This window comes from Pseudomonas sp. AP3_22 TE3818, from assembly GCF_053628995.1.
On record NZ_JBRJHL010000001.1, the window covers coordinates 3,888,461 to 3,908,519 of the forward strand.

The following is a 20,059-nucleotide window of genomic DNA, read 5'->3' on the forward strand; positions in this document are numbered from 1 at the left end:
CTACAGGCGGTTGTGTCGTTCGGGTTAGCCGCGATAGATCAGCTGCGAAGCCTTCGCGTTGCGCAATGTCAGATGCTCCATCCCCAGCCCCGGCGCCTCGGCGTCCTCACGGGCCTTGAGGATCACACCGTGGTGCGGCGACTTGCTGCACACCGGGTCGGCATTGGCGGCATCGCCGGTCAGCATGAAGGCCTGGCAGCGGCACCCTCCCAGGTCCTTGTGCTTTTCGTCGCAGGAGCGGCACGGCTCCTTCATCCAGTCGTCGCCGCGAAAACGATTGAAGCCGAACGAGTCGTTCCAGATGTGCGAGAGGCTGTGCTCGCGCACGTTGGGAAACGCTACCGGCAACTGCCGGGCGCTGTGGCAAGGCAAGGCCGTGCCGTCGGGGGTGATGTCGAGAAACAGGTTGGCCCAGCCGTTCATGCAGGTCTTGGGACGTTCCTCGTAGTAGTCCGGGGTGACGAAGATCAGCTTGCACGGGTGGCCCTGGGCTTCAAGGCGTTCGCGGTATTGGTTAGTGATGCGCTCGGCACGCTGCAATTGCTCACGGGTGGGCAGCAGGCCGACGCGGTTGAGTTCAGCCCAGCCATAGAACTGGCAGGTGGCCAATTCGACAAAGTCCGCTTCCAGCTCCAGGCACAGCTCGATGATCTGCGCGATCCGGTCGATGTTGTGCCGATGGGTGACGAAGTTCAGCACCATCGGATAGCCCTGGGCTTTCACCGCACGGGCCATGGCGAGTTTCTGGGCAAAGGCCTTGCGCGAACCGGCGAGCATGTTGTTCACCGCTTCATCGGCGGCCTGGAAGCTGATCTGGATATGGTCCAGCCCGGCCACCTTGAAGTCGCGCACCTTCTGCTCGGTCAGGCCGATGCCGGAGGTGATCAGATTGGTGTAGTAGCCCATGTCCCGGGCGGCCTTGATCAGTTCGGCGAGGTCCTGACGCACCAATGGCTCACCACCGGAAAAGCCCAATTGCGCGGCGCCCATGTCCCGCGCCTCGCGGAATACGCGAATCCATTCTTGTGTGCTCAGTTCCTCGTCGTGCCGGGCAAAGTCCAACGGATTGGAGCAATAGGGACACTGCAACGGACAGCGGTAAGTCAGCTCGGCGAGCAGCCACAACGGGGGGCCGGGAAGCGTCTCACTCGATCCAGAATTGCGCATGGGCCACCTCCAGAAACGCCAGCACGTCTTCGTCGATCCCGGGTACGCCGGGGAAATTCGCGCTCAATCGCTCAATGATCGCCGCCACACTGCGCTGGCCGTCCACTAGGTCGAGAATCTGCCCGGCACTGGCGTTGAGCTTGATCATGCCTTCGGGGTACAGCAGCACGTGGCAGTCCTGACGAGGCTCCCATTGCAGACGAAAACCGCGACGCAAGGCCGGTGACTGCTGGCGATCGATCAGGCTCACAGGGCGATCCCCCGGTGCCAGACATTGTCGCCTGTAACCGTGTGATACGGCGGGCGCGCAAGTTCGTAGGCCATGCTCATGGCATCGAGCATGCTCCACAGCACGTCGAGCTTGAATTGCAGGATCTCCAGCATGCGTTGTTGCCCCTCGGCCGTCACGTAGTGCGCCAGGGTGATGCGCAACCCATGCTCGACATCGCGCCGCGCCTGGCTCAGGCGCGTGCGGAAGTAGTCGTAGCCGGCGACGTCGATCCACGGGTAATGGGTCGGCCAGGCGTCGAGTCGAGACTGATGGATCTGTGGGGCAAAGAGTTCGGTCAGCGAACTGCTGGCCGCTTCCTGCCAGCAGGCGCGACGGGCGAAATTGACGTAGGCGTCCACCGCGAAACGCACACCGGGCAGCACCAGCTCCTGGGAGAGGATCTGCTCGCGATCCAGGCCCACGGCTTCGCCCAGGCGCAGCCAGGCTTCGATACCGCCCTCGCTGCCGGGGACGCCGTCGTGGTCGAGAATCCGTTGCAGCCACTCGCGGCGCACGTCGCGGTCCGGGCAGTTGGCGAGAATCGCGGCGTCCTTCAGGGGAATGTTGATCTGATAGTAGAAGCGATTGGCGACCCAGCCCTGGATCTGCTCGCGGCTGGCGCGGCCGGCGTACATGGCCTGATGGAAAGGATGGTGGATGTGGTAGTAGGCGCCCTTGGCGCGCAGGGCGGCTTCGAATTCGCTGGGGGACAGGGGGGTGTCGGTCATTGCGGGTCTCCGGGGAATCTTCGGTGTCTGTTCCGGCCTCTTCGCGGGCAAGCCCGCTCCCACAGGGTTCGGCAGTGTCCACAAAACCTGTGGGAGCGGGCTTGCCCGCGAAGGCGTCCTTCGCTACAGCTCAATACTCATGCCGTCATAAGCCACTTCGATCCCCCGCCGCTCCAGCAGCGCCCGCTCGGCCGAGTCTTCATCGAGAATGGGATTGGTGTTGTTGATGTGGATCAGCACCTTGCGCTGGCGGTTGAAACCCTCCAGTACGTCCAGCATCCCGCCGGGGCCGCTTTGTGGGAGGTGCCCCATTTCGCTGCCCAGGCTCTGGCCGACTTCGCAGAGACGCATCTCGTCGTCGCGCCACAGGGTGCCGTCCAGCAACAGGCAATCGGCACGCTGCATCCAGCCCAGCACTTCATCGTCGATTCGGCCAAGGCCCGGCGCATAGAACAGCGACGCGCCGTTGCGCAGGTCTTCAACGAACAGGCCAATGGTGTCGCCCGGTTGCGGGTTGCCGCGATTGGGTGAATACGGCGGCGCGTTGCTCACCAGGGGGATCGCACGAAATTGCAAATGCCCGCAGGCCGGGATGCCGAACGGCTGGCGATCGAGGCTGACCGGTTGCCAGTGCAATCCGCCGTTCCAGTGTCCGAGCATGTTGAACAACGGGAAACCGCTGCTCAGGTCCTGATGCACACGCTCGGTGCACCAAACGTCATGGGGGCAGCCTTCGCGCAAGCTGAGCAAACCGGTGCAATGGTCGATCTGGCTGTCCAGCAGCACGATGCCGGCGATAGCGCTGTCACGCAGGCGCCGCGCCGGTTGCAGTGGTGCAAAACTTTCGAGTTGCGCGCGAATGTCCGGTGACGCGTTGCACAGTACCCACTCCACACCGTCGTCACTCAAGGCAATCGACGACTGCGTACGGCGCTGGGCCCGCAGGCTGCCATTGCGCACACCGGCGCACTGGCGACAGTTGCAGTTCCATTGCGGAAAACCACCGCCAGCGGCGGAACCGAGTACGCGGATGTGCATGGCGGATGCTCCAGAAGGCAGGCCCGGCCAACCCATCGGCTGGCCGGGTGATCAATCAACGGTTGGCGAAATACATCGTCACTTCGAAGCCAATGCGCAGATCGGTAAACGCGGGTTTAGTCCACATGGGTCATTCCTCTTCTTGTGCCGGGTGATTCCGGTAGTGCCATTAATGCACGGGGCATCGGGCGCCCGAATGCTACTTTCGAAGGAGTTGGCGGGGTGATTTGGTAGGGGGTGTGCGGTCGACATGAACGCACAAACGCTGTAGGAGCGAGCTTGCTCGCGAAGGACGTGAAGACACCGCGTGCATACAGACAGAACGCGTCATCGTTGACGTCCATCGCGAGCAAGCTCGCTCCTACAGGGTGGTTGTCGTTAGTGCGAAGTCAGAAGAACCCCAGCGGATTGATGTCGTAGCTCACCAGCAGGTTTTTGGTCTGCTGATAGTGATCGAGCATCATCTTGTGGTTTTCCCGGCCGACGCCGGACTTCTTGTACCCGCCGAACGCGGCGTGCGCCGGGTACAGGTGGTAGCAGTTGGTCCACACCCGTCCGGCCTTGATCGCCCGGCCCATGCGATAGGCGCGATTGATGTCGCGGGTCCACAGGCCGGCGCCGAGGCCGAACTCGCTGTCGTTGGCAATCGCCAGGGCTTCGGCTTCGTCCTTGAAGGTGGTGACACCCACCACCGGGCCGAAGATTTCTTCCTGGAACACGCGCATCTTGTTGTGGCCCTTGAGCAGGGTCGGCTGGATGTAGTAACCGCTGGACAGGTCGCCCTCCAGGCGTTCAGCCGCGCCGCCGGTGAGCAGCTCGGCGCCCTCCTCCTGGGCAATGGTCAGGTACGAGAGGATCTTGTCGTACTGCTGCTCGGACGCCTGGGCGCCGACCATGGTCTCGGTGTCCAGCGGGTTGCCGCGCTTGATTTTGACGATCTTCTTCATCACCTCGGCCATGAACGGCTCGTAGATCGACTCCTGCACCAGCGCCCGGGACGGGCAGGTGCAGACTTCGCCCTGGTTGAAGAACGCCAGCACCAGGCCTTCGGCGGCTTTTTCGATGAACGCCGGTTCCGCGTTCATGATGTCTTCGAAGAAGATGTTCGGCGACTTGCCACCCAGTTCGACGGTGCTCGGAATGATGTTCTCGGCGGCGCAATGCATGATGTGCGCACCCACCGGGGTCGAACCGGTGAAGGCGATCTTGGCGATGCGCTTGCTGCTGGCCAGGGCCTCGCCGGCTTCGCGACCGAAGCCCTGGACGATGTTCAGCACGCCCGCTGGCAGAAGGTCAGCGATCAGCTCGGCGAAGACCATGATCGACAGCGGCGTTTGCTCGGCAGGCTTGAGCACGATGCAGTTGCCGGCGGCGAGCGCCGGTGCGAGTTTCCAGGCGGCCATCAGCAGCGGGAAGTTCCACGGAATGATCTGCCCGACCACGCCCAGGGGCTCATGGAAGTGATAGGCCGTGGTCAGCTCGTTGATCTCGGCAGCCCCGCCTTCCTGGGCACGGATGCAGCCGGCGAAGTAACGGAAGTGGTCGGCCGCCAGCGGTACGTCGGCGTTCAGGGTTTCGCGCACGGCCTTGCCGTTGTCCCAGGTTTCGGTGACGGCCAGGACCTCAAGGTTCTGCTCGATGCGGTCGGCGATTTTCAGCAGCACCAGGGAGCGGTCCTGGGCCGAGGTCTTGCCCCAGGCGTCGGCAGCGGCATGGGCGGCGTCGAGGGCCTTGTCGATGTCGGCGGCGCTGGAGCGCGGGAACTCGGCGATCACTTCACCGTTGACCGGCGAGGTGTTGGTGAAGTACTCGCCATTGATCGGGGCAATGAACTCGCCACCGATGAAGTTGCCGTAGCGCGGTTTGAAGGTGATGACGGCGCCTGGGGTTCCGGGTTGTGCGTAGATCATGGTGGGCCTCTGTCTGGGTCGATGCCTGTCGTACTGACAGGCGATGAGCCGATACTAGAGAGCCCCGCGTGCCAGACGAATGCGTCGTTGGCAGGAGGGGCTCTCGTTATTTAGTAGGAGCGAGCTTGCTCGCGATGGTCGTCAACGATGACGCTGGGCACCTGACACCCCTCGGTGTTCTCAGGTCCACGCGAGCAAGCTCGCTCCTACAGGGGTTATGCGGTCGACGTGGGATCAGTGCTTGGCTACAAGGTCCTTGGGCAGCTTGAACGTCCAGAGCATGCCGCCTTGGTTGAAGTCCTTCACCCGCTTGGCCACTTCGCCGCCCCACAGCGGTACCGCGCCGCCCCAGCCGGAGAGCACCGAGACGTACTGTTCGCCGTCCATTTCCCAGGTCACGGGCGAGCCGAGCACGCCGGAGCCGGTCTGGAATTCCCAGACCTTTTCGCCGGTCTTGGCGTTGAACGCCTGCAGGAAGCCTTCAGGCGTGCCGGTGAACACCAGGTTGCCCTTGGTGGTCAGCACCCCGCCCCACAACGGCGCGTAGTTCTTGTGACGCCAGACTTCCTTGCCGGTTTTCGGATCGATGGCCCGCAGCACGCCGATGTAGTCTTCGTTGAGCGGTTTGATGGTGAAGCCGGCGCCGAGGAACGCCGCGCCTTTCTTGTAGGCGATGCCTTCGTTCCAGATGTCCATGCCCCATTCGTTGGACGGCACATAGAACAACCCGGTGTCCCGGTTGTAGGCCATCGGCATCCAGTTTTTCGCGCCGAGGAACGCCGGCGCCACGAACACCGAGCTGCCCTTGACTTCCGAACCCGGGGCGCCGGGTCGGCTGGCTTCGTTGTAGATCGGCCGTCCGTCCTTATCCAGGCCGGTGGCCCAGGTGATCTTGTCCACGAACGGGAAGCCACGGATGAATTTGCCGTTGGTCCGATCCAGCACGTAGAAGAAACCGTTACGGTCGGCCGTGGCCGCCGCCTTGATCTCCTTGCCGCCTTCGCTGTAGTTGAACGACACCAGCTCGTTCACGCCGTCGTAGTCCCAACCGTCGTGGGGCGTGCTCTGGAAGTGCCATTTGATGGTGCCGTCATCCGGGTTGAGCGCCAGGCGCGACGAGGAGTAAAGGTTGTCGCCAGGGCGCAGGTGCGAGTTCCACGGCGCCGGGTTGCCGGTACCGAACAGCAGCAGGTTGGTTTCCGGGTCGTAATAACCGCCAAGCCAAGGGGCCGCACCGCCGGTTTTCCAGAGATCGCCCGGCCAGGTCTTGCCCGCCTCGCCGCCGGAGATACCGTTTTCCACGGCTTTGCCGTCCTTATAGACGTAGCCCATATGGCCTTCGACCGTCGGCCGGGTCCACAGCAGCTCACCGTTTTTCGGGTCGTAGGCCTCGATCTTGCCCACCACGCCGAACTCGCCACCGGCCACGCCGGTAATCAGCTTGCCGTTGATCACCAGCGGCGCGGCGCTGATCGAGTAGCCTTCCTTGTGGTCGGCGACTTTCTTGCTCCACACCACCTTGCCGGTGTCCTTGTTCAGCGCCACGAGCTTGGCGTCGAGGGTGCCGAAGATCACCAGGTCGCCATACAGCGCAACGCCACGGTTGATCACGTCGCAGCAAGGGCGGATGTCATCGGGCAGGCGCGCATCGTATTGCCAGAGTTTCTTGCCGGTGCGCGCATCCACGGCGAAGACCCGGGAGTAGGAACCGGTCATGTACATCACGCCGTCCTTGACCATCGGCTGCGCTTGCTGGCCCCGCTGCTTTTCACCGCCGAAGGAAAACGCCCAGGCCGGGCGCAGCTCCTTGACGTTGTCGACGTTGAGAATATCCAGCGGGCTGTAGCGCTGCCCTTGAACGCCGAGGCCGTTGGTCACGACCTGTTCCGGGTTCTTCGGGTCCTGGAGAATGTCCTGGTCGGAAACCCCGGCCAATGCCTGGCCGGACAACAGCATGGCACTGAGCAGCAGGCTCAAGACGAAGGGCTGGCGACGTGCGGGTTGAGTCATGACGGCTTCCTCTGCGGATTTTTGTTATGTCCGGAAATTTTCCCGGTCTGGTGCAGATTCTTGGGCGCCGCCGCCCTGGCAACAATTGCCCGCAATGAGGAGATTGCTAGTTCCTTGGTACAGGGTCGGAGGAGATGAGCAGCGATTTGTACCCGACACAGGTCCCCTGTGGGAGCGGGCTTGCTCGCGAAGAGGCCGGCACATTCAACATCGATGTCGCCTGACACTCCGCCTTCGCGAGCAAGCCCGCTCCCACATTAGATCGGGGTGGGTCAGTTATTTGCGTTGGAATCCACCCGCATCATCCGCTCGCGCTCGTAGCGCGGATACAGATGACTGACGCTGCGGATCAGTTCATAACGGCTCAGGTTGATCCCGGCGAAGCGTTCGGGGATGGGGCTGCGGATCATCTCCGCCATATCACTGCCATTGGCCGCGCCGTCGCGCATGAGCTGATCGAGCCAGCTCAGGTAATCGCGCATCTGCTCGAAGGGTTGCCGGTCACTGGCCACCGGCCCATGGCCCGGCACAACCTGCGTCCAGGGCAAGCCTTGCAGGGTCGCGATGTCCGCCAGCCACACTGACAGCCCCGGACTGTTGGGCGTGGTCAGCGCCCGCTGATAAAACACCAGGTCCCCGGCATACAGCACGCCGGTTTGCTGGTCGAGAATAGCCAGATCCGCGCCCGTATGCCCACCCAGGCTCAGCAAGCGCAAATCGTGATTCCCAAAACTTTTCACGCCGGGTGTCAGCGTCTGCGTCGGCAGCACCACTTCGGTGCCACGCATCCAGTCGCCGACCATCCGGTACATATTCTCGGCCATGGCATCGCCTTGCCGGTGCACCAACTCGGTGGTGCCGGCCAGGGCGCCGATCGGCACGTCGGTGAAGGCTTGATTGCCGAGCACATGGTCCGGGTGGTGATGGGTCAGCAAGACCTCGATCACCGGTTTGTCGGTGGTGGTGGCAATGGCCTTGCGCATCGCTTCGCCGTAACGCCGGGACGGCCCCGTGTCGATCACCACCACACCGCGTTCAGTGACGATGAACGCGGTGTTGACGATGTTGCCGCCGTTGCCCTTGGCGAAATTATCGGTGCTGCCTTCCAGCAGCCAGGTGTCCTGGGCGATCTGCCGGGGCTTGAGTGAGTAGTCGAGATCGGCCAGGGCCGGCAGACTGACGCTTAACACCATCAACAGGATCCAGCGCATGCCACGCTCCTTGGGGTCAGGGGATCGACGCATCGAACTCATTGCCGCTGTTGTCCCGCAGCAGCAGGCGCGTTTGCCCTGCCCCTTCGATGTCGAAGGCCAAGCTGGGGTTTTCGCTGACCGCGGGAAACAGCTCCAGCCGGGCCAGCACCTGCTCGTTGTGGTCGCGCAACTCGGCATGGTTGATGAAGAATTCCGGAATGCCGCTGACCATGCCGTTGTCCATGGGATGGGCCACCTGCAAACGCAAACGGCTGAACCCGTCCCGGGGATAGCGCCCGCCGAGCACTTCGCCGATGTGCTCCTCCCAGCCCGGCTGGGTGCGCACCAGGCTCGGCGCGGTGCAACCGCCACCCGCGGCGTCAATCAGGGTCGAGCCGACATGCCACACGCCGTCGCGGGTCAACACCGCCGCGCGCAAGGGCGTGGCCTGTTCGATGCGAATGCGCAACGACAGCCAGGGCAAAACCGAATCCAGCGGCTGGAAGTCGACGATTTTCGGCAACGGATTCAGTTCTGCCCAGGCGAGGATTCTCACCACATCGCCCTTGAACGCCCGGGCATCAATTTCCAGCGGCACCTGTCGGGCATCTTCGGCAAACGGCGGCGCCAGCAGCTTGACCCGCTCATCGAAAACGAACGGTGTGTTGCCCAGAAACTGCTGCTGATAGAAGGCCCACATCACCGATGGCACCGGGTCTTTGCCGGGATCGATCGCGCCAGCCTGTGCCGCCAGGCTCAACCAGCAGGCCCACAGACAACTCCCTCGCCATTTCATCGCCTGCTCCTTATTGATACATCTCGGGCACGTCGTACTGCAGGCCGTAATGGCCGTAGATGGTCTTCACCGCGCCCTCGCGGATCAGGCCTTCGAGCGCCTCTTCCACGGCATAGGCCAGTTGCCGGTTGCTTTCGTGCACCGCCATGCCGATTTCCCAGAGCTGCTTGCCCATGTTCGGGTAAGCGTTTTCTGCCAGCGCCAGCTGCGGGTCGGCCGCTTCGTGCACTTGCCAGTCGATTTCGCCGCGCATGGCCATCACCGCGTCGACCTCGCCGGCCTTCATCGCGGCAAACGCCTGGGGCACGCCCGGATAGTGATGGGTCTTGCCGGCGAGCATGCCGTTGAACACCGAGGTCAGGTAGAACGACGGCACGCTGTCGACTTCGACGCCAATCGGGTGCTGCTCGAACACCGCGACGCTGGCGACCTTGTCCAGCCTTCGGCGGTCATAGGCCACCTGCCATTGTTCGTTCTGGTACGGACCGAACATCACCACATGGCCGTTGACCAGCTCACCGAGTTCGTTGCGCTTCTGCGCGTAGTCATGGTCGTAGGGCACGCGCATCATCAGGTCGGCCAGTTGCTGGTTGTGCAAGGCACTGGCGCGCCAGATGTAATCGCGCAGGTCGTCGTCGAGCTTTTCCCCGGCCGGCGCCCAGATCAGCGTCAGGCGCACGCCGAGCGCCTTGGCCAGGGCTTCGGCCAGCTCGACATCGACACCCTGGGGCTTGCCGGCGCGCTCAAAGCTGTAGGGGGCGAAGTCCTGGTAGACCGCCACCTTCAGCTCCCCGGCGGCGATCATTTCGTCGTAGTTGCGAACCTGCGCCTGCGCCGCCTGGCAGCACAGCCACAGAGCGCTGATCAACACCGCGAACAGGCGCATGGGTCACTCCTCGACGTGCACAGTGTCCAGGTAAGTGCGCACCGCCCACAGGGCTTCCTGGCTCAGGTAGTCGGCCATCTTCGGCATGTACACGCGACCGTCGCGCACCGCGCCATGGCGCACCCGTTCGGCGAACCATTCATCGCCCGCCTCGCCGACATCGAGCATGCGCAAATCAGGGGCGATGCCCCCGGACTTGGCTTCCAGGCCATGGCAGGCCGCGCAATTCTGGGTGTAGGCCGAGGCACCGATTTCCACTGCCTTGTCGTGTTCCGGGGCGGTGCGATACGGGTTCACCGCGGCCCAGCCATCGGCATCGAGTTGCACACCGGCTTCCTTGATCGGGGTCAGCCCCGGGGTGGCCACGGCTTGTGGGACCACGTTGCCGTGGGCCCAGACGGAACCTGCGCTGATCAAACTGGCCAATAGCCCGGTCACGAGCAAGGCGTTGCATTTTGTTGTCATTGTCATGCCCTCTGGATTGCACGCAAAACCTCTTGGCAGAGGCTATGGCAGCCATCTTAGAAAGCCCTGCGCCCAGACCCCATGCTGCTTTGGTGGTCGCCACCTACTCCCTTGGTCGTAAGGCGATCGTTGGACACCGGACGCGGGCCCTGGAGCCGGTCGACGCCGATCAGGGTCAGGATCAGCAGAAACGGCAGGAGCAGTGCTTTGACGATACGCATGGTCAATCCCCTCCAGATCAATGGCCGTGGCTACCCATGCTAGAACCGCGCCGCGCGTGGCGAGTTACTACCTTGGTACTGGCCCTTCGGTACTTTCTGCATATGTTCACTGCACCAAAGGCTTCCTATGCTGGCGCTAACGGTCATGGAGAGCCTTATGCGCCAGCTTGCCCCTTACGCCCTGATCTACCTGCTGGCGATTGCCTGCGCCGCCGGCCTGGCCACCCAAAGCCAGGCCGCCGATGCCCCCTTGCAGGTGCGGATCGGCTACCTGGGTTATCGCCCCGACCCCGGCCCGTTGCTGTCCAACGTCATTCCCGAACCCACCGATGCCGGGCTGCGCGGCGCCGAACTGGCGATCACCGACAGCAACAGCACCGGGCGTTTTCTCAACCACGGCTACAGCCTGGTCAGCGCCAGCGTCGACAGCCCCGAAGCCTTGCTCGAAGCGGCGAAAGCTCAGCACGAACAAGGCCTGCGCCTGTTTGTGGTGAATGCCCCCGCGACCAGCCTGCGCCAATTGAGTGCGGCACTGCCCGACAGTTTGCTGTTCAACGCCGGCAGTGCCGATGACAGCCTGCGCACCACCGATTGCCTGCCGAACGTGCTGCACACCTTGCCGAGCCGGGCGATGCTCGCCGATGCGCTGGCGCAGTTTCTGGTGTCGCGCAAATGGCAGCGGGCGCTGCTGATTGTCGGCCCGACGCCGGACGATCAAGCCTATGCCGCCGCCCTGCGCCGCGGGGCCAAACGTTTCGGCTTGCAACTGGTGGCGGAAAAAACCTGGAGCTTCGATAACGACCAACGCCGCAGCGCCCAGGCCGACATGCCGCTGTTCACCCAGACCGCCGAGTACGACGTGGTACTGGTGGCCGATGAACGCGGCGATTTCGGTGAATACGTGCCCTACCAGACCTGGTACCCACGCCCGGTCGCCGGCACCCAGGGCCTGACCCCGGTGGGCTGGCACAAGACCGTGGAAACCTACGGCGCCGCGCAGCTGCAAAAACGCTTCGAAGCCCTGACCGGACGCTGGATGAATGACCGCGATTTCGCCGCCTGGATGGCCGTGCGCAGTGTCGCCAGCGCCGTGAGCAAATTGCGCCAGGCCGAGCCGATGGCGATCCGTACGCTTGAAATCAGCGACCAGTTGCCCCTCGACGGTTTCAAGGGTCGCAAGCTCAGTTACCGGCCGTGGAACGGCCAGTTGCGCCAGCCGATCCCCATCGTCCAGCCACGGGCGCTGGTCAGCACCTCACCCCAGGACGGCTTTCTGCACCCGTTCAACGAAATGGACAGCCTGGGCTACGACAAACCCGAAGTCAGCTGCCGCTTTCCCTGATCCGAACATCACAACAACAAGGAATCCGCCATGCGCCGCACCCTGCTCTCGTGCACCTTGCTGCTCGCCGCTGGCCATGCCGTTGCCAGCACTGCCTGGGTCTCCAACGAAAAGGACAACAGCCTGAGCCTGATCGACCTGCAGACCCTGCAAGTCACCGACACCCTGCCCGTCGGCCAGCGCCCCCGCGGCCTGCTGCTGTCCCATGACAACAAGCTGTTGTACATCTGCGCCAGCGACTCGGACCGGGTCCAGGTGATGGACGTGGCCACACGCAAGATCATCAAGGAACTGCCCTCGGGCAAAGACCCCGAGCAATTCGCCCTGCACCCGAACAACCGCTGGCTGTACGTCTCCAACGAAGACGATGCGCTGGTGACGGTGATCGACACCGAGACCTCCAAGGTACTCGGCCAGATCGATGTCGGCGTCGAGCCCGAGGGCATGGCCGTCAGCCCTGACGGCCAGTGGGCGGTCAACACCAGCGAAACCACCAACATGCTGCACTGGATCGACACCAGCACCCAGACCCTGGCCGACAGCACCCTGGTGGATCAGCGTCCGCGCTTCGTCGAGTTCTCCCCCGATGGCGCGAAACTCTGGGCCTCGGCGGAAATCGGCGGCACCGTGACCATTCTCGATGTAGCCAGCCGCACCGTGCTCAAGACCCTGAACTTCCAGATCAAGGGCGTGCACCCGGACAAGGTCCAGCCGGTCGGCATCAAGCTCAGCGCCGATGGCAAATACGGTTTTGTCGCACTGGGCCCGGCCAATCATGTGGCGGTGATCGATGCCAGGACTTACGAGATACTCGATTACCTGTTGGTGGGTCGACGGGTCTGGCAGATGGCGTTCACCCCGGATCAGAAGCAGTTGCTGGCCACCAACGGCGTCAGCGGCGATGTCTCGGTGATCGATGTCGACAGCCTCAAGGTCAGCAAATCGGTGAAGGTCGGGCGCTATCCCTGGGGCGTGGTGGTGACGCCATGAACGCCCTTGAAGTCAGCGACCTGAGCTTTGCCTACGGCGCCCGGGAGGCCTTGCGCAAGGTCAGTTTCAGCCTGGAGCCCGGGCGTTTCACCGCGCTGCTGGGACCCAACGGCGCCGGCAAGTCGACCCTGATTGCCCTGCTGACCCGGCTCTATGATCTGCAGCAAGGCGAGATCCGCGTCGGTGGCAATTCATTGCGCAGCGCGGCACGCCCGGCACTCAGGCAGTTGGGCGTGGTGTTCCAGCAAAGCACCCTGGACCTGGACCTCAGCGTCGAGCAGAACCTGCGTTATCACGCCGCATTGCATGGCCTGTCCCGGCGTCAGACCGACCTTCGGGTCGACGCCGAACTGGCCCGCCAGGCCCTGACCGACCGCCGCCGCGAACGGGTGCGCGAACTCAATGGCGGCCATCGTCGCCGGGTGGAAATTGCCCGCGCCCTGTTGCATGAGCCACGCCTGCTGCTGCTCGATGAAGCCAGTGTCGGCCTCGACCCGGCGAGTCGCCTGGCGCTCAACCGGCACATCCGCAGCCTGTGTCGCGAGGAGCACATCAGCGTGCTCTGGACCACCCACCTGCTCGACGAAGTGCAGCCCAGCGATGGCTTGCTGATTCTGCATCAAGGCCGGCTGGTGGCCAGTGGGCAGGCCGATGCCCTGAGCCTGGAACACGGCGCAGACCTCGGCTCGGCCTTCACCCGCCTGACTACATCGGGAGCTGCCCAATGAACGCTTACTGGCAATGCTTTAGCGGTATCGTGCTGCGCGAATGGCTGCGCTTTGTGCTGCAACGCACCCGATTTCTCAGCGCCCTGGTGCGGCCGCTGCTGTGGTTGCTGGTGTTCGCCGCGGGTTTTCGCGCGGCGCTGGGGATCGCGATCATCGAGCCCTACGACACCTACATCCCCTACGAGGTCTACATCATTCCCGGCCTGGCCTGCATGATCCTGCTGTTCAATGGCATGCAGGGGTCTCTGTCGATGGTCTACGACCGTGAGATGGGCAGCATGCGCGTGCTGCTGACCAGCCCCCTGCCGCGTACCTTCCTGCTGTGCAGCAAGCTGCTGGCCACGTCATTGATTTCGCTGCTGCAGGTGTATGCGTTCCTGGCGATTGCCTGGGTCTACGGCGTGCAGCCACCGGCCATGGGCCTGTTGCTGGCGTTGCCGGCCCTGCTGCTGGTGGCGTTGATGCTCAGCGCACTGGGCCTGTTGCTGTCGAACGCGATCCGCCAGCTGGAGAACTTTGCCGGGGTGATGAATTTCGTGATCTTCCCGCTGTTTTTCCTGTCATCGGCGCTGTATCCGCTGTGGAAGATGCGCGAAGCCAGCGCAGGGTTGTACTGGCTGTGCGCGGTGAATCCGTTCACCCATGCGGTGGAACTGGTGCGTTTTGCCCTGTATGAACGCTTCAATCCGCTGGCGCTGGCGGTGTGCACGGGGCTGACGCTGCTGTTTGCGTTGCTCGCCGTACTGACCTTCAACCCGCAGCATGCGGCCTTGCGTAAATCCAACTGACACCCCCCACTGTAGGAGCCGGCTTGCCGGCGATCCAGACGATGCGGCGTATCAATTGCACCGCGTAGCCTGGTTCGCCAGCAAGCCGGCTCCTACTTTAGTACTGGTTTTCCCTGTCTATCGTCGCATTCCCAACGTCCCCCGACTGGCATGTAATAGGTCCATAACTATAAGGACTGACCCCATGCCGCGTGCCCGACGTTGCCTGTTGCGCCCTACTCTCGCCGCCCTGTCGCTGGGCCTGCTGCTGAGCACCGCGCAGGCCGACACCGCGCTGTTCTCCAGCGACGGCTATCGCATCGGCCTGTACCGCAGCCCGACGCCCGACCAGCTGCAAGGCGCAACCATCGTCGATACCCCCGCCCTGCAAGCCCTGCTCGGCCAAACCCCGCGCCCGGTGCTGATCGATGTCTACCGCCGGCAGTGGCTGCAAGGGCAATTCATCGAAGACCAACCCCATGAAAACCTGCCCGGCAGCCATTGGCTGGCCAATACCGGTGACGGTGAGCTGACGCCGCAATGGCAGGACTATTTCGCCGCCAACCTGAAAAAACTGACCGCCGGCGACCCGACGCAACCGCTGGTCTTCTATTGCCGCGCCGACTGCTGGTTGAGCTGGAATGCGGTCAGGCGCGCAGCCACCATGGGCTATAAGACCCTGTATTGGTATCGCGATGGTCTGGACGCCTGGCAAGCGGCCAGGCTGCCGGTTTCGCCAGCCAGGCCCGAACCCTTTCCCTGAGCTTTACGCGTGCGTGTTGATGCCACACCATAATCAAAATAATGAGGTGAAAGGCCATGTACAAAATCCTGATTGCCGACGATCACCCGCTGTTTCGCGAAGCCATCCACAACGTCATCAGCGACGGTTTTGCCGGCAGCGAAGTGATGGAAACCGCCGACCTGGACAGCGCCCTGGCCCTGACCCAGGAACACGATGACCTGGACCTGATCCTGCTCGACCTGAACATGCCCGGCATGCACGGGCTCAATGGCCTGATCAACCTGCGTAACGAAGCGCCGACCATTCCGGTGGTGATTGTCTCCGCCGAACAGGACAAACAGATCGTGCTGCAGGCCATCACCTACGGCGCGGTGGGTTTCATCACCAAGTCTTCACCCCGTGCCCAGATGACCGATGCCATCCAGCAGATTCTCAATGGCAATGTCTACCTGCCCCCCGACATCATCCGCACCGCCAAAAGCAGCACCCACCGGCGGATGAACGACACCCCGAGCTTCCCGCCCGAACTGCTCCAGGCCCTGACCCGCAAGCAACTGCAGGTACTGGAACGCATGACCAAGGGCGAATCGAACAAGCAGATCGCCTACACCCTGGAAATCGCCGAGACCACGGTCAAGGCCCACGTCTCGGCGATCCTGCGCAAGCTCAACGTGCACAACCGGGTGCAGGCGATCCTGAGTGCCGGGGATATTGATTTCGGGTCTTATTTGCGGCGTTGAGTCAGCAAGACCGTGTCGCTTCCATCGCTGGCAAGCCAGCTCCCACAGGGTTTTGTGAACAGCACACATCCACTGTGGGAGCTGGCTTGCCAGCGATGAGGCCCTCACAAACACCGACAGGCTCATGGCCTTGCGAGCAAATGACTCATCGCCGTCTTCAGCTTCATCGGCCGCACCGGCTTGTGCATCAGGGTATGGCCCAGTTCGCGGATCTGCTGCTTGAGTTCATTGCTGTAGTTGGCCGTGATCATCATCGCCGGGACCGGTGATGCGCGCCGGGCATTGATGCGCGCCACAGCGTCGACACCGTTCTGATCGTTGTCCAGGTGGTAATCGGCGATCAGCAAGTCGACCTCGGCGTGGTAGTTGTCCACTTGCCGCGCCAGGTCCTCCTCCGACAACGCCGTCACCACCCGACACCCCCACCCCTCCAGCAAGGTGCGCATGCCGGCACAGATGGTCGCGTCGTTGTCCAGCACCCATATCCGGGCCCCCCGCAGGCGCTCGAGCATCGGCTCGCTCATCTGCAACGCGGGCGGCGGCTTCGGCGCGGTGGCGCTCAAGGGCACTTCGACCGAGAACATCGAACCCCGACCCGGCCACGAGCGCACATGAATGGGGTGCCCGAGGATGCCGGCAATCTTCTCTACGATGGCCAGGCCCAGGCCCAAACCGCGATCCTGATCGGGTCGCTGCACATCGCCGCGCTTGAACTCCTGGAAAATCTCCTCCAGGCGATGCTCGGCAATGCCCATGCCGCTGTCCCAGACCTCGATCGTCAGGCACTGATGATGCCGCCGGCAACCGAGCACCACGCGACCACTGTAGGTATAGCGAATCGCATTGCTCAACAGGTTGCGCAAGATCCGCGCCAGCAGCTGGATGTCACTGCGCACCAGCGCCGAACAGCCGATGAAGTGCAATTGCAGGCCTTCACTGCGCGCCACCTGGGTGTATTCGGCGGCCAGGTTGTCCAGCAGTTCACAGAGGGCGAACGGCGCAATGTCGGCCTTGATCACCCCCGCATCGAGCTTGGAAATATCCACCAGGGTGCCGAGCAGGTTCTCCACGTCTTCCAGGGAATTGCTCACGTTGCGCACCAGCGTCTCGCTGGACATCGGCTCGCGCCGTTCCAGCAAGGCACTGGTAAACAGGCGCGCGGCATTCAACGGTTGCAGCAGGTCATGGCTGACGGCGGCGAGGAACTTGGTCTTCGACAGGTTGGCCTGCTCGGCTTCCTGCTTGGCCTCGCGCAAGCGTGACTCGACCAGGCGACGCTCATCGATCTCGCGCAGCAGCTGATCGTTGAGGGTGGTCAATTCCGCCGTGCGCTCGCGTACCCGCAGCTCCAGGTTCTGATACGCCTGATGCAGCGCCTCGGCAGTGCGGCGGCGTTCGGTGATGTCGCGGATCAGCACGAAGATTCCCACCACCTCGCCACTGGCCAGACGGTTGGGCACATAAGAGCGCAGCATGTAGCGCTCCTGGTTGTTGACGTTGGTTTCGGCGAACTCGAACGTTACGCTCTCACCGGCCAGTGCCCTGGCCACGTAGGGCTCCAGCCGCTGGTAATGCTGTTCGCTGTGCACTTCGCGCAGGCTCTGGCCGAGCATCACGCCGCGAGGCCAGCAGTACCACTCTTCGTAGACCTTGTTGGTGAACTCGTAGACCAGGTCGGCATTGAGGTAGGCAATCAATGCCGGGACATGATCGGTGATCAGGCGAATCCAGTGTTCGCTTTCACTCAGTGCCTCGGCGTGCTGGTAGCGCTCGGTAATGTCGGTGAAGGTGTTGACGAAACCCCCGGTGGGCAACGGATGGGTGCGGATTTCCAGGACCCGGCCATCGTACAGGCGCTGCTCGCATTCACGCACCGGTCGTCCGTTGCCATCGCGGCTGGCCGGGGTCAGCAGGTTCAGCTCGCTGTCGGCGATCACTTCGGCAAACGGGCGATGGGCCGCCACCGGCGCCAGGCCGCTCAACTCCAGGAAACGCCGGTTCCACAACTCCAGGATGCCCTCGGCGCTGACCATCGCCACCCCTTGGGACAGGTTGTCGACCGCCCGTTGCAACAGATGCGACTTCTGCGCCACCGCCTGCTCACGGCGTACGGTTTCGCTGAGTTTGACGTCGGTAATGTCGGTGAACAGGATCACCCGCCCACCTTCCTGGGTCGGCCGCTCGCTGACTTGCAGCCAGCGCCCGTTCTGCAGGCGGTAAAGCAGGTTTTCGTCGGCATGCCCGCGCGGCTCTTCGGTGAACAGGGCGTTGTTCATCATCAGCCGCTTGACCTCGGTCAGGCGCATGCCAGCGTTGATCCGCACCCGGCTGTTGCTCCAGAACGCCTTGAAGCGACTGTTGAACAGCACAATGCGCTGGTCGGCGTCGAACAGCACGAAGGCGTCGGAAATGCTTTCGATGGCATCGATCAGGTGTTGGTGCGCCGTTTCCGCGCGCAGGCGGGCTTCGCTGAGCAAATGATTACCGGCCTTGAGTTCGGCCATGGCCTGGTTCAGGGCATCGGTGCGTTCGCGCACTTGCTCGGCCAGCACCACCGAATGCTGGAATGCCGCATACGGATCGTTGCCGCGGGTTCCCCCTGACTCGACCCGTTCGATCAGCGCGGCATTGATGCGCTGCAGTTTATGGTTCTCCAGGCGCAGCACGGCCAACTCGGCCTGTAGCTCAGCGATGTCCTGGGGCACGGCCGCGGGCAATGGCAACGCCGGTGAAGGTCTGGTTGATGTGCATGCCATTGAACTGTTCTCCGTAGGTGTTGAAACCCATCACCCGTTGCTCGCGCAAAAAACTGCCGATCTGATCAAGGCTGCCGTCGTCTTCGAGTTCCAGACGCCGCAGGAAACAGTCGCAACCGATGGTCAGCAGCAAATCACCCAGGCGCTCCTGCAACCCCTCGAACAGGCGCTGCAGGTTCGGCAGCATCGGCCCCGGGGTCATGGCGGTGAGGACGATGCCGTTTTCCACGGCGCAGTAGAAACTCAGGCTCAGGTCCGGATGCACCTGCTGGATGGCCCGCACGTAGTACTGCTGGTTGATCCGCACCGCCAACGGGTGCGCGGCGAAGACCCGATGATCGAGCTGCGCCACCGGCACGCCGATGTGCCGGGCGTACTCCTCGGCAGCCGGCTCGGCATTGAGTTCGAAGACCCGGCGCAAGGTGCTGTCGGCCCCGGTGACCACCAGCTTTTCGGCGCGGGGCAGCACGTGGTGGGTGGTGAACACTTCGAAATCCAGCCAGGTATTGACCAGCACCACCACGGCCGCGCCGCTGTGGAACTCGCCATCGAAGTACACATGGGTATGGGTCAGGTAGTTATCGTCGCCGGCCGAGCCGCCGAAATGCGGAATGTCGCCCAAGGCCGCACTCAAGGCTGCCAGGACCATTTCTTCGCGGCTGGACAGGCCATCGAGCAGGGTCAGGGCAAAGCTGTTGCCCTTGATCGGGGCCAGGGTGTTGCTGCGACAGCCACTGACCAGGCGCTCGACCATTTGCTGGGCGTCGATCAGGCTGAAGTGCTCCATCTGGTCGATCAGCTCGATCGAGATGGAAAAGTGCCGGTGGTCGAAACCCACCGCCGTCACGCAATTGCGCCCATAGCCCAGCGGGGTGATTTCCCCGGCGCTGGTGCAACCCGCCAGGCGAATGCCGCCGAAGCTTTGCTGCAAGGCCTGGCCCAGCGCCTGCAAGTCGTATTCGGCGGAACAGAAGAACAGCACGAACCCCAGGTGCGGATGCAACAACTGTCGTGCCAGTTCCTGCGCGACCTGCCGGGCATCGGTGGCCTGGGACATTGCACTGACGACGCCTTCGCTCTGCTGCATCCTTACCTCCCGCAGGTGCGTGTGTATGAGGCACGAGTGTACGAAGTCTGTGGGGTGCGACGAATGCTACTTGGGTAGCGGGTAGCCGCTTCGATGGGATGAGACAGATAAAGCTCATACCTGTGGGAGCGAGCTTGCTCGCGATGGGGCCATCACAGCCAACATCCATGTCGCCTGACACTCAGCCATCGCGAGCAAGCTCGCTCCCACAATTATTTG

20 protein-coding genes are annotated in these 20,059 nt (G+C 63.0%); 6 read left to right on the plus strand and 14 right to left on the minus strand.

Features of this window, described 5'->3' with window-relative positions:
* Positions 1–24: 24 nt before the first annotated feature.
* The 12 genes from pqqE to AB7M25_RS17550 all read right to left on the minus strand — a co-directional run bounded on the left by pqqE (position 25) and on the right by AB7M25_RS17550 (position 10,685).
* Positions 25–1,167 (minus strand): pyrroloquinoline quinone biosynthesis protein PqqE, encoded by a 1,143-nt coding sequence (gene pqqE, locus AB7M25_RS17495; protein WP_454237724.1) that lies wholly within the window; start codon positions 1,165–1,167, stop codon positions 25–27.
* Entirely contained in the window at positions 1,145–1,417 is a 273-nt protein-coding gene (gene pqqD, locus AB7M25_RS17500) for a pyrroloquinoline quinone biosynthesis peptide chaperone PqqD (RefSeq protein ID WP_007972043.1), read from the minus strand. Before pqqD ends, pqqE begins: the two co-directional genes overlap by 23 nt.
* A complete protein-coding gene (pqqC, locus tag AB7M25_RS17505; RefSeq protein WP_258681244.1) occupies positions 1,414–2,166 on the minus strand; it encodes a pyrroloquinoline-quinone synthase PqqC in 753 nt (250 codons plus the stop codon). The genes pqqD and pqqC overlap by 4 nt, the downstream gene beginning before the upstream one ends.
* 123 nt (positions 2,167–2,289) lie before the next feature.
* Entirely contained in the window at positions 2,290–3,204 is a 915-nt protein-coding gene (pqqB, locus tag AB7M25_RS17510; protein ID WP_429386092.1) for a pyrroloquinoline quinone biosynthesis protein PqqB, read from the minus strand.
* Between the two features lie 55 nt (positions 3,205–3,259).
* Entirely contained in the window at positions 3,260–3,331 is a 72-nt protein-coding gene (gene pqqA, locus AB7M25_RS17515; RefSeq protein WP_003253598.1) for a pyrroloquinoline quinone precursor peptide PqqA, read from the minus strand.
* A 262-nt stretch (positions 3,332–3,593) separates the two neighbouring features.
* Positions 3,594–5,114 (minus strand): acetaldehyde dehydrogenase ExaC, encoded by a 1,521-nt coding sequence (exaC, locus tag AB7M25_RS17520; RefSeq protein WP_454237725.1) that lies wholly within the window; start codon positions 5,112–5,114, stop codon positions 3,594–3,596.
* Between the two features lie 234 nt (positions 5,115–5,348).
* A complete protein-coding gene (locus tag AB7M25_RS17525; RefSeq protein ID WP_429518860.1) occupies positions 5,349–7,124 on the minus strand; it encodes a PQQ-dependent methanol/ethanol family dehydrogenase in 1,776 nt (591 codons plus the stop codon).
* Positions 7,125–7,396: 272 nt separating this feature from the next.
* The gene (locus AB7M25_RS17530) at positions 7,397–8,335 is read right to left on the minus strand and encodes a quinoprotein relay system zinc metallohydrolase 1 (RefSeq protein WP_454237726.1); all 939 of its coding nucleotides are present in this window, start codon (positions 8,333–8,335) and stop codon (positions 7,397–7,399) included.
* A gap of 16 nt (positions 8,336–8,351) precedes the next feature.
* Positions 8,352–9,113, minus strand: a complete 762-nt coding sequence (locus tag AB7M25_RS17535) for a quinoprotein dehydrogenase-associated SoxYZ-like carrier (protein ID WP_429386087.1) — start codon at positions 9,111–9,113, stop codon at positions 8,352–8,354.
* Positions 9,114–9,123: 10 nt separating this feature from the next.
* Positions 9,124–9,999, minus strand: coding sequence for a substrate-binding periplasmic protein (locus tag AB7M25_RS17540; RefSeq protein WP_429518862.1), 876 nt, complete (start codon positions 9,997–9,999; stop codon positions 9,124–9,126).
* 3 nt (positions 10,000–10,002) lie between these two features.
* Positions 10,003–10,464, minus strand: coding sequence for a cytochrome c-550 PedF (gene pedF / locus AB7M25_RS17545; RefSeq protein WP_104447415.1), 462 nt, complete (start codon positions 10,462–10,464; stop codon positions 10,003–10,005).
* 56 nt (positions 10,465–10,520) lie between these two features.
* Positions 10,521–10,685: a hypothetical protein gene (locus AB7M25_RS17550; protein ID WP_167399490.1), complete on the minus strand. Its 165-nt coding sequence runs from the start codon at positions 10,683–10,685 to the stop codon at positions 10,521–10,523.
* Positions 10,686–10,842: 157 nt separating this feature from the next.
* Between AB7M25_RS17550 and AB7M25_RS17555 the strand changes: the two genes are divergently transcribed.
* The 6 genes from AB7M25_RS17555 to AB7M25_RS17580 all read left to right on the plus strand — a co-directional run bounded on the left by AB7M25_RS17555 (position 10,843) and on the right by AB7M25_RS17580 (position 15,997).
* Positions 10,843–12,027 carry an ABC transporter substrate-binding protein gene (locus AB7M25_RS17555; RefSeq protein WP_429561223.1) on the plus strand — a complete coding sequence of 395 codons (1,185 nt, stop codon included), beginning with the start codon at positions 10,843–10,845 and terminating at the stop codon, positions 12,025–12,027.
* 30 nt (positions 12,028–12,057) lie between these two features.
* Positions 12,058–13,017, plus strand: coding sequence for a YVTN family beta-propeller repeat protein (locus tag AB7M25_RS17560; protein ID WP_429386082.1), 960 nt, complete (start codon positions 12,058–12,060; stop codon positions 13,015–13,017).
* On the plus strand, positions 13,014–13,745 hold the full coding sequence (locus tag AB7M25_RS17565) for an ABC transporter ATP-binding protein (protein ID WP_429518864.1): 732 nt from the start codon (positions 13,014–13,016) through the stop codon (positions 13,743–13,745). Before AB7M25_RS17560 ends, AB7M25_RS17565 begins: the two co-directional genes overlap by 4 nt.
* Positions 13,742–14,533: an ABC transporter permease gene (locus AB7M25_RS17570; RefSeq protein ID WP_429386080.1), complete on the plus strand. Its 792-nt coding sequence runs from the start codon at positions 13,742–13,744 to the stop codon at positions 14,531–14,533. Before AB7M25_RS17565 ends, AB7M25_RS17570 begins: the two co-directional genes overlap by 4 nt.
* A 184-nt stretch (positions 14,534–14,717) precedes the next feature.
* Positions 14,718–15,275 (plus strand): PQQ-dependent catabolism-associated CXXCW motif protein, encoded by a 558-nt coding sequence (locus AB7M25_RS17575; protein ID WP_429386079.1) that lies wholly within the window; start codon positions 14,718–14,720, stop codon positions 15,273–15,275.
* A 56-nt stretch (positions 15,276–15,331) separates the two neighbouring features.
* Complete coding sequence (locus AB7M25_RS17580; protein WP_007976602.1) at positions 15,332–15,997, plus strand: response regulator transcription factor; 666 nt, start codon at positions 15,332–15,334, stop codon at positions 15,995–15,997.
* A gap of 122 nt (positions 15,998–16,119) precedes the next feature.
* Here the strand turns inward: AB7M25_RS17580 and nahK are convergent, their stop codons facing one another.
* Together nahK and nosP are read right to left on the minus strand one after the other, a co-directional pair.
* Positions 16,120–18,753 carry a hybrid sensor histidine kinase/response regulator NahK/ErcS' gene (gene nahK / locus AB7M25_RS17585; RefSeq protein ID WP_454237727.1) on the minus strand — a complete coding sequence of 878 codons (2,634 nt, stop codon included), beginning with the start codon at positions 18,751–18,753 and terminating at the stop codon, positions 16,120–16,122.
* A complete protein-coding gene (nosP, locus tag AB7M25_RS17590) occupies positions 18,683–19,840 on the minus strand; it encodes a nitric oxide-sensing protein NosP (RefSeq protein WP_102701825.1) in 1,158 nt (385 codons plus the stop codon). The genes nahK and nosP overlap by 71 nt, the downstream gene beginning before the upstream one ends.
* Between the last annotated feature and the right edge of the window lie 219 nt (positions 19,841–20,059).

Bases quoted from the DNA above. Each gene is read 5' to 3' on its own strand.
- AB7M25_RS17530 (WP_454237726.1), bottom strand. From the start codon at position 8,335: ATGCGCTGGATCCTGTTGATGGTGTTAAGCGTCAGTCTGCCGGCCCTG.
- AB7M25_RS17555 (WP_429561223.1), top strand. From the start codon at position 10,843: ATGCGCCAGCTTGCCCCTTACGCCCTGATCTACCTGCTGGCGATTGCC.
- AB7M25_RS17580 (WP_007976602.1), top strand. From the start codon at position 15,332: ATGTACAAAATCCTGATTGCCGACGATCACCCGCTGTTTCGCGAAGCC.
- AB7M25_RS17570 (WP_429386080.1), top strand. From the start codon at position 13,742: ATGAACGCTTACTGGCAATGCTTTAGCGGTATCGTGCTGCGCGAATGG.
- nahK (WP_454237727.1), bottom strand. From the start codon at position 18,753: ATGGCATGCACATCAACCAGACCTTCACCGGCGTTGCCATTGCCCGCG.
- pedF (WP_104447415.1), bottom strand. From the start codon at position 10,464: ATGACAACAAAATGCAACGCCTTGCTCGTGACCGGGCTATTGGCCAGT.
- AB7M25_RS17565 (WP_429518864.1), top strand. From the start codon at position 13,014: ATGAACGCCCTTGAAGTCAGCGACCTGAGCTTTGCCTACGGCGCCCGG.
- AB7M25_RS17540 (WP_429518862.1), bottom strand. From the start codon at position 9,999: ATGCGCCTGTTCGCGGTGTTGATCAGCGCTCTGTGGCTGTGCTGCCAG.
- pqqB (WP_429386092.1), bottom strand. From the start codon at position 3,204: ATGCACATCCGCGTACTCGGTTCCGCCGCTGGCGGTGGTTTTCCGCAA.
- AB7M25_RS17550 (WP_167399490.1), bottom strand. From the start codon at position 10,685: ATGCGTATCGTCAAAGCACTGCTCCTGCCGTTTCTGCTGATCCTGACC.
- pqqE (WP_454237724.1), bottom strand. From the start codon at position 1,167: ATGCGCAATTCTGGATCGAGTGAGACGCTTCCCGGCCCCCCGTTGTGG.
- nosP (WP_102701825.1), bottom strand. From the start codon at position 19,840: ATGCAGCAGAGCGAAGGCGTCGTCAGTGCAATGTCCCAGGCCACCGAT.
- AB7M25_RS17535 (WP_429386087.1), bottom strand. From the start codon at position 9,113: ATGAAATGGCGAGGGAGTTGTCTGTGGGCCTGCTGGTTGAGCCTGGCG.
- pqqC (WP_258681244.1), bottom strand. From the start codon at position 2,166: ATGACCGACACCCCCCTGTCCCCCAGCGAATTCGAAGCCGCCCTGCGC.
- exaC (WP_454237725.1), bottom strand. From the start codon at position 5,114: ATGATCTACGCACAACCCGGAACCCCAGGCGCCGTCATCACCTTCAAA.
- AB7M25_RS17525 (WP_429518860.1), bottom strand. From the start codon at position 7,124: ATGACTCAACCCGCACGTCGCCAGCCCTTCGTCTTGAGCCTGCTGCTC.
- AB7M25_RS17560 (WP_429386082.1), top strand. From the start codon at position 12,058: ATGCGCCGCACCCTGCTCTCGTGCACCTTGCTGCTCGCCGCTGGCCAT.
- AB7M25_RS17575 (WP_429386079.1), top strand. From the start codon at position 14,718: ATGCCGCGTGCCCGACGTTGCCTGTTGCGCCCTACTCTCGCCGCCCTG.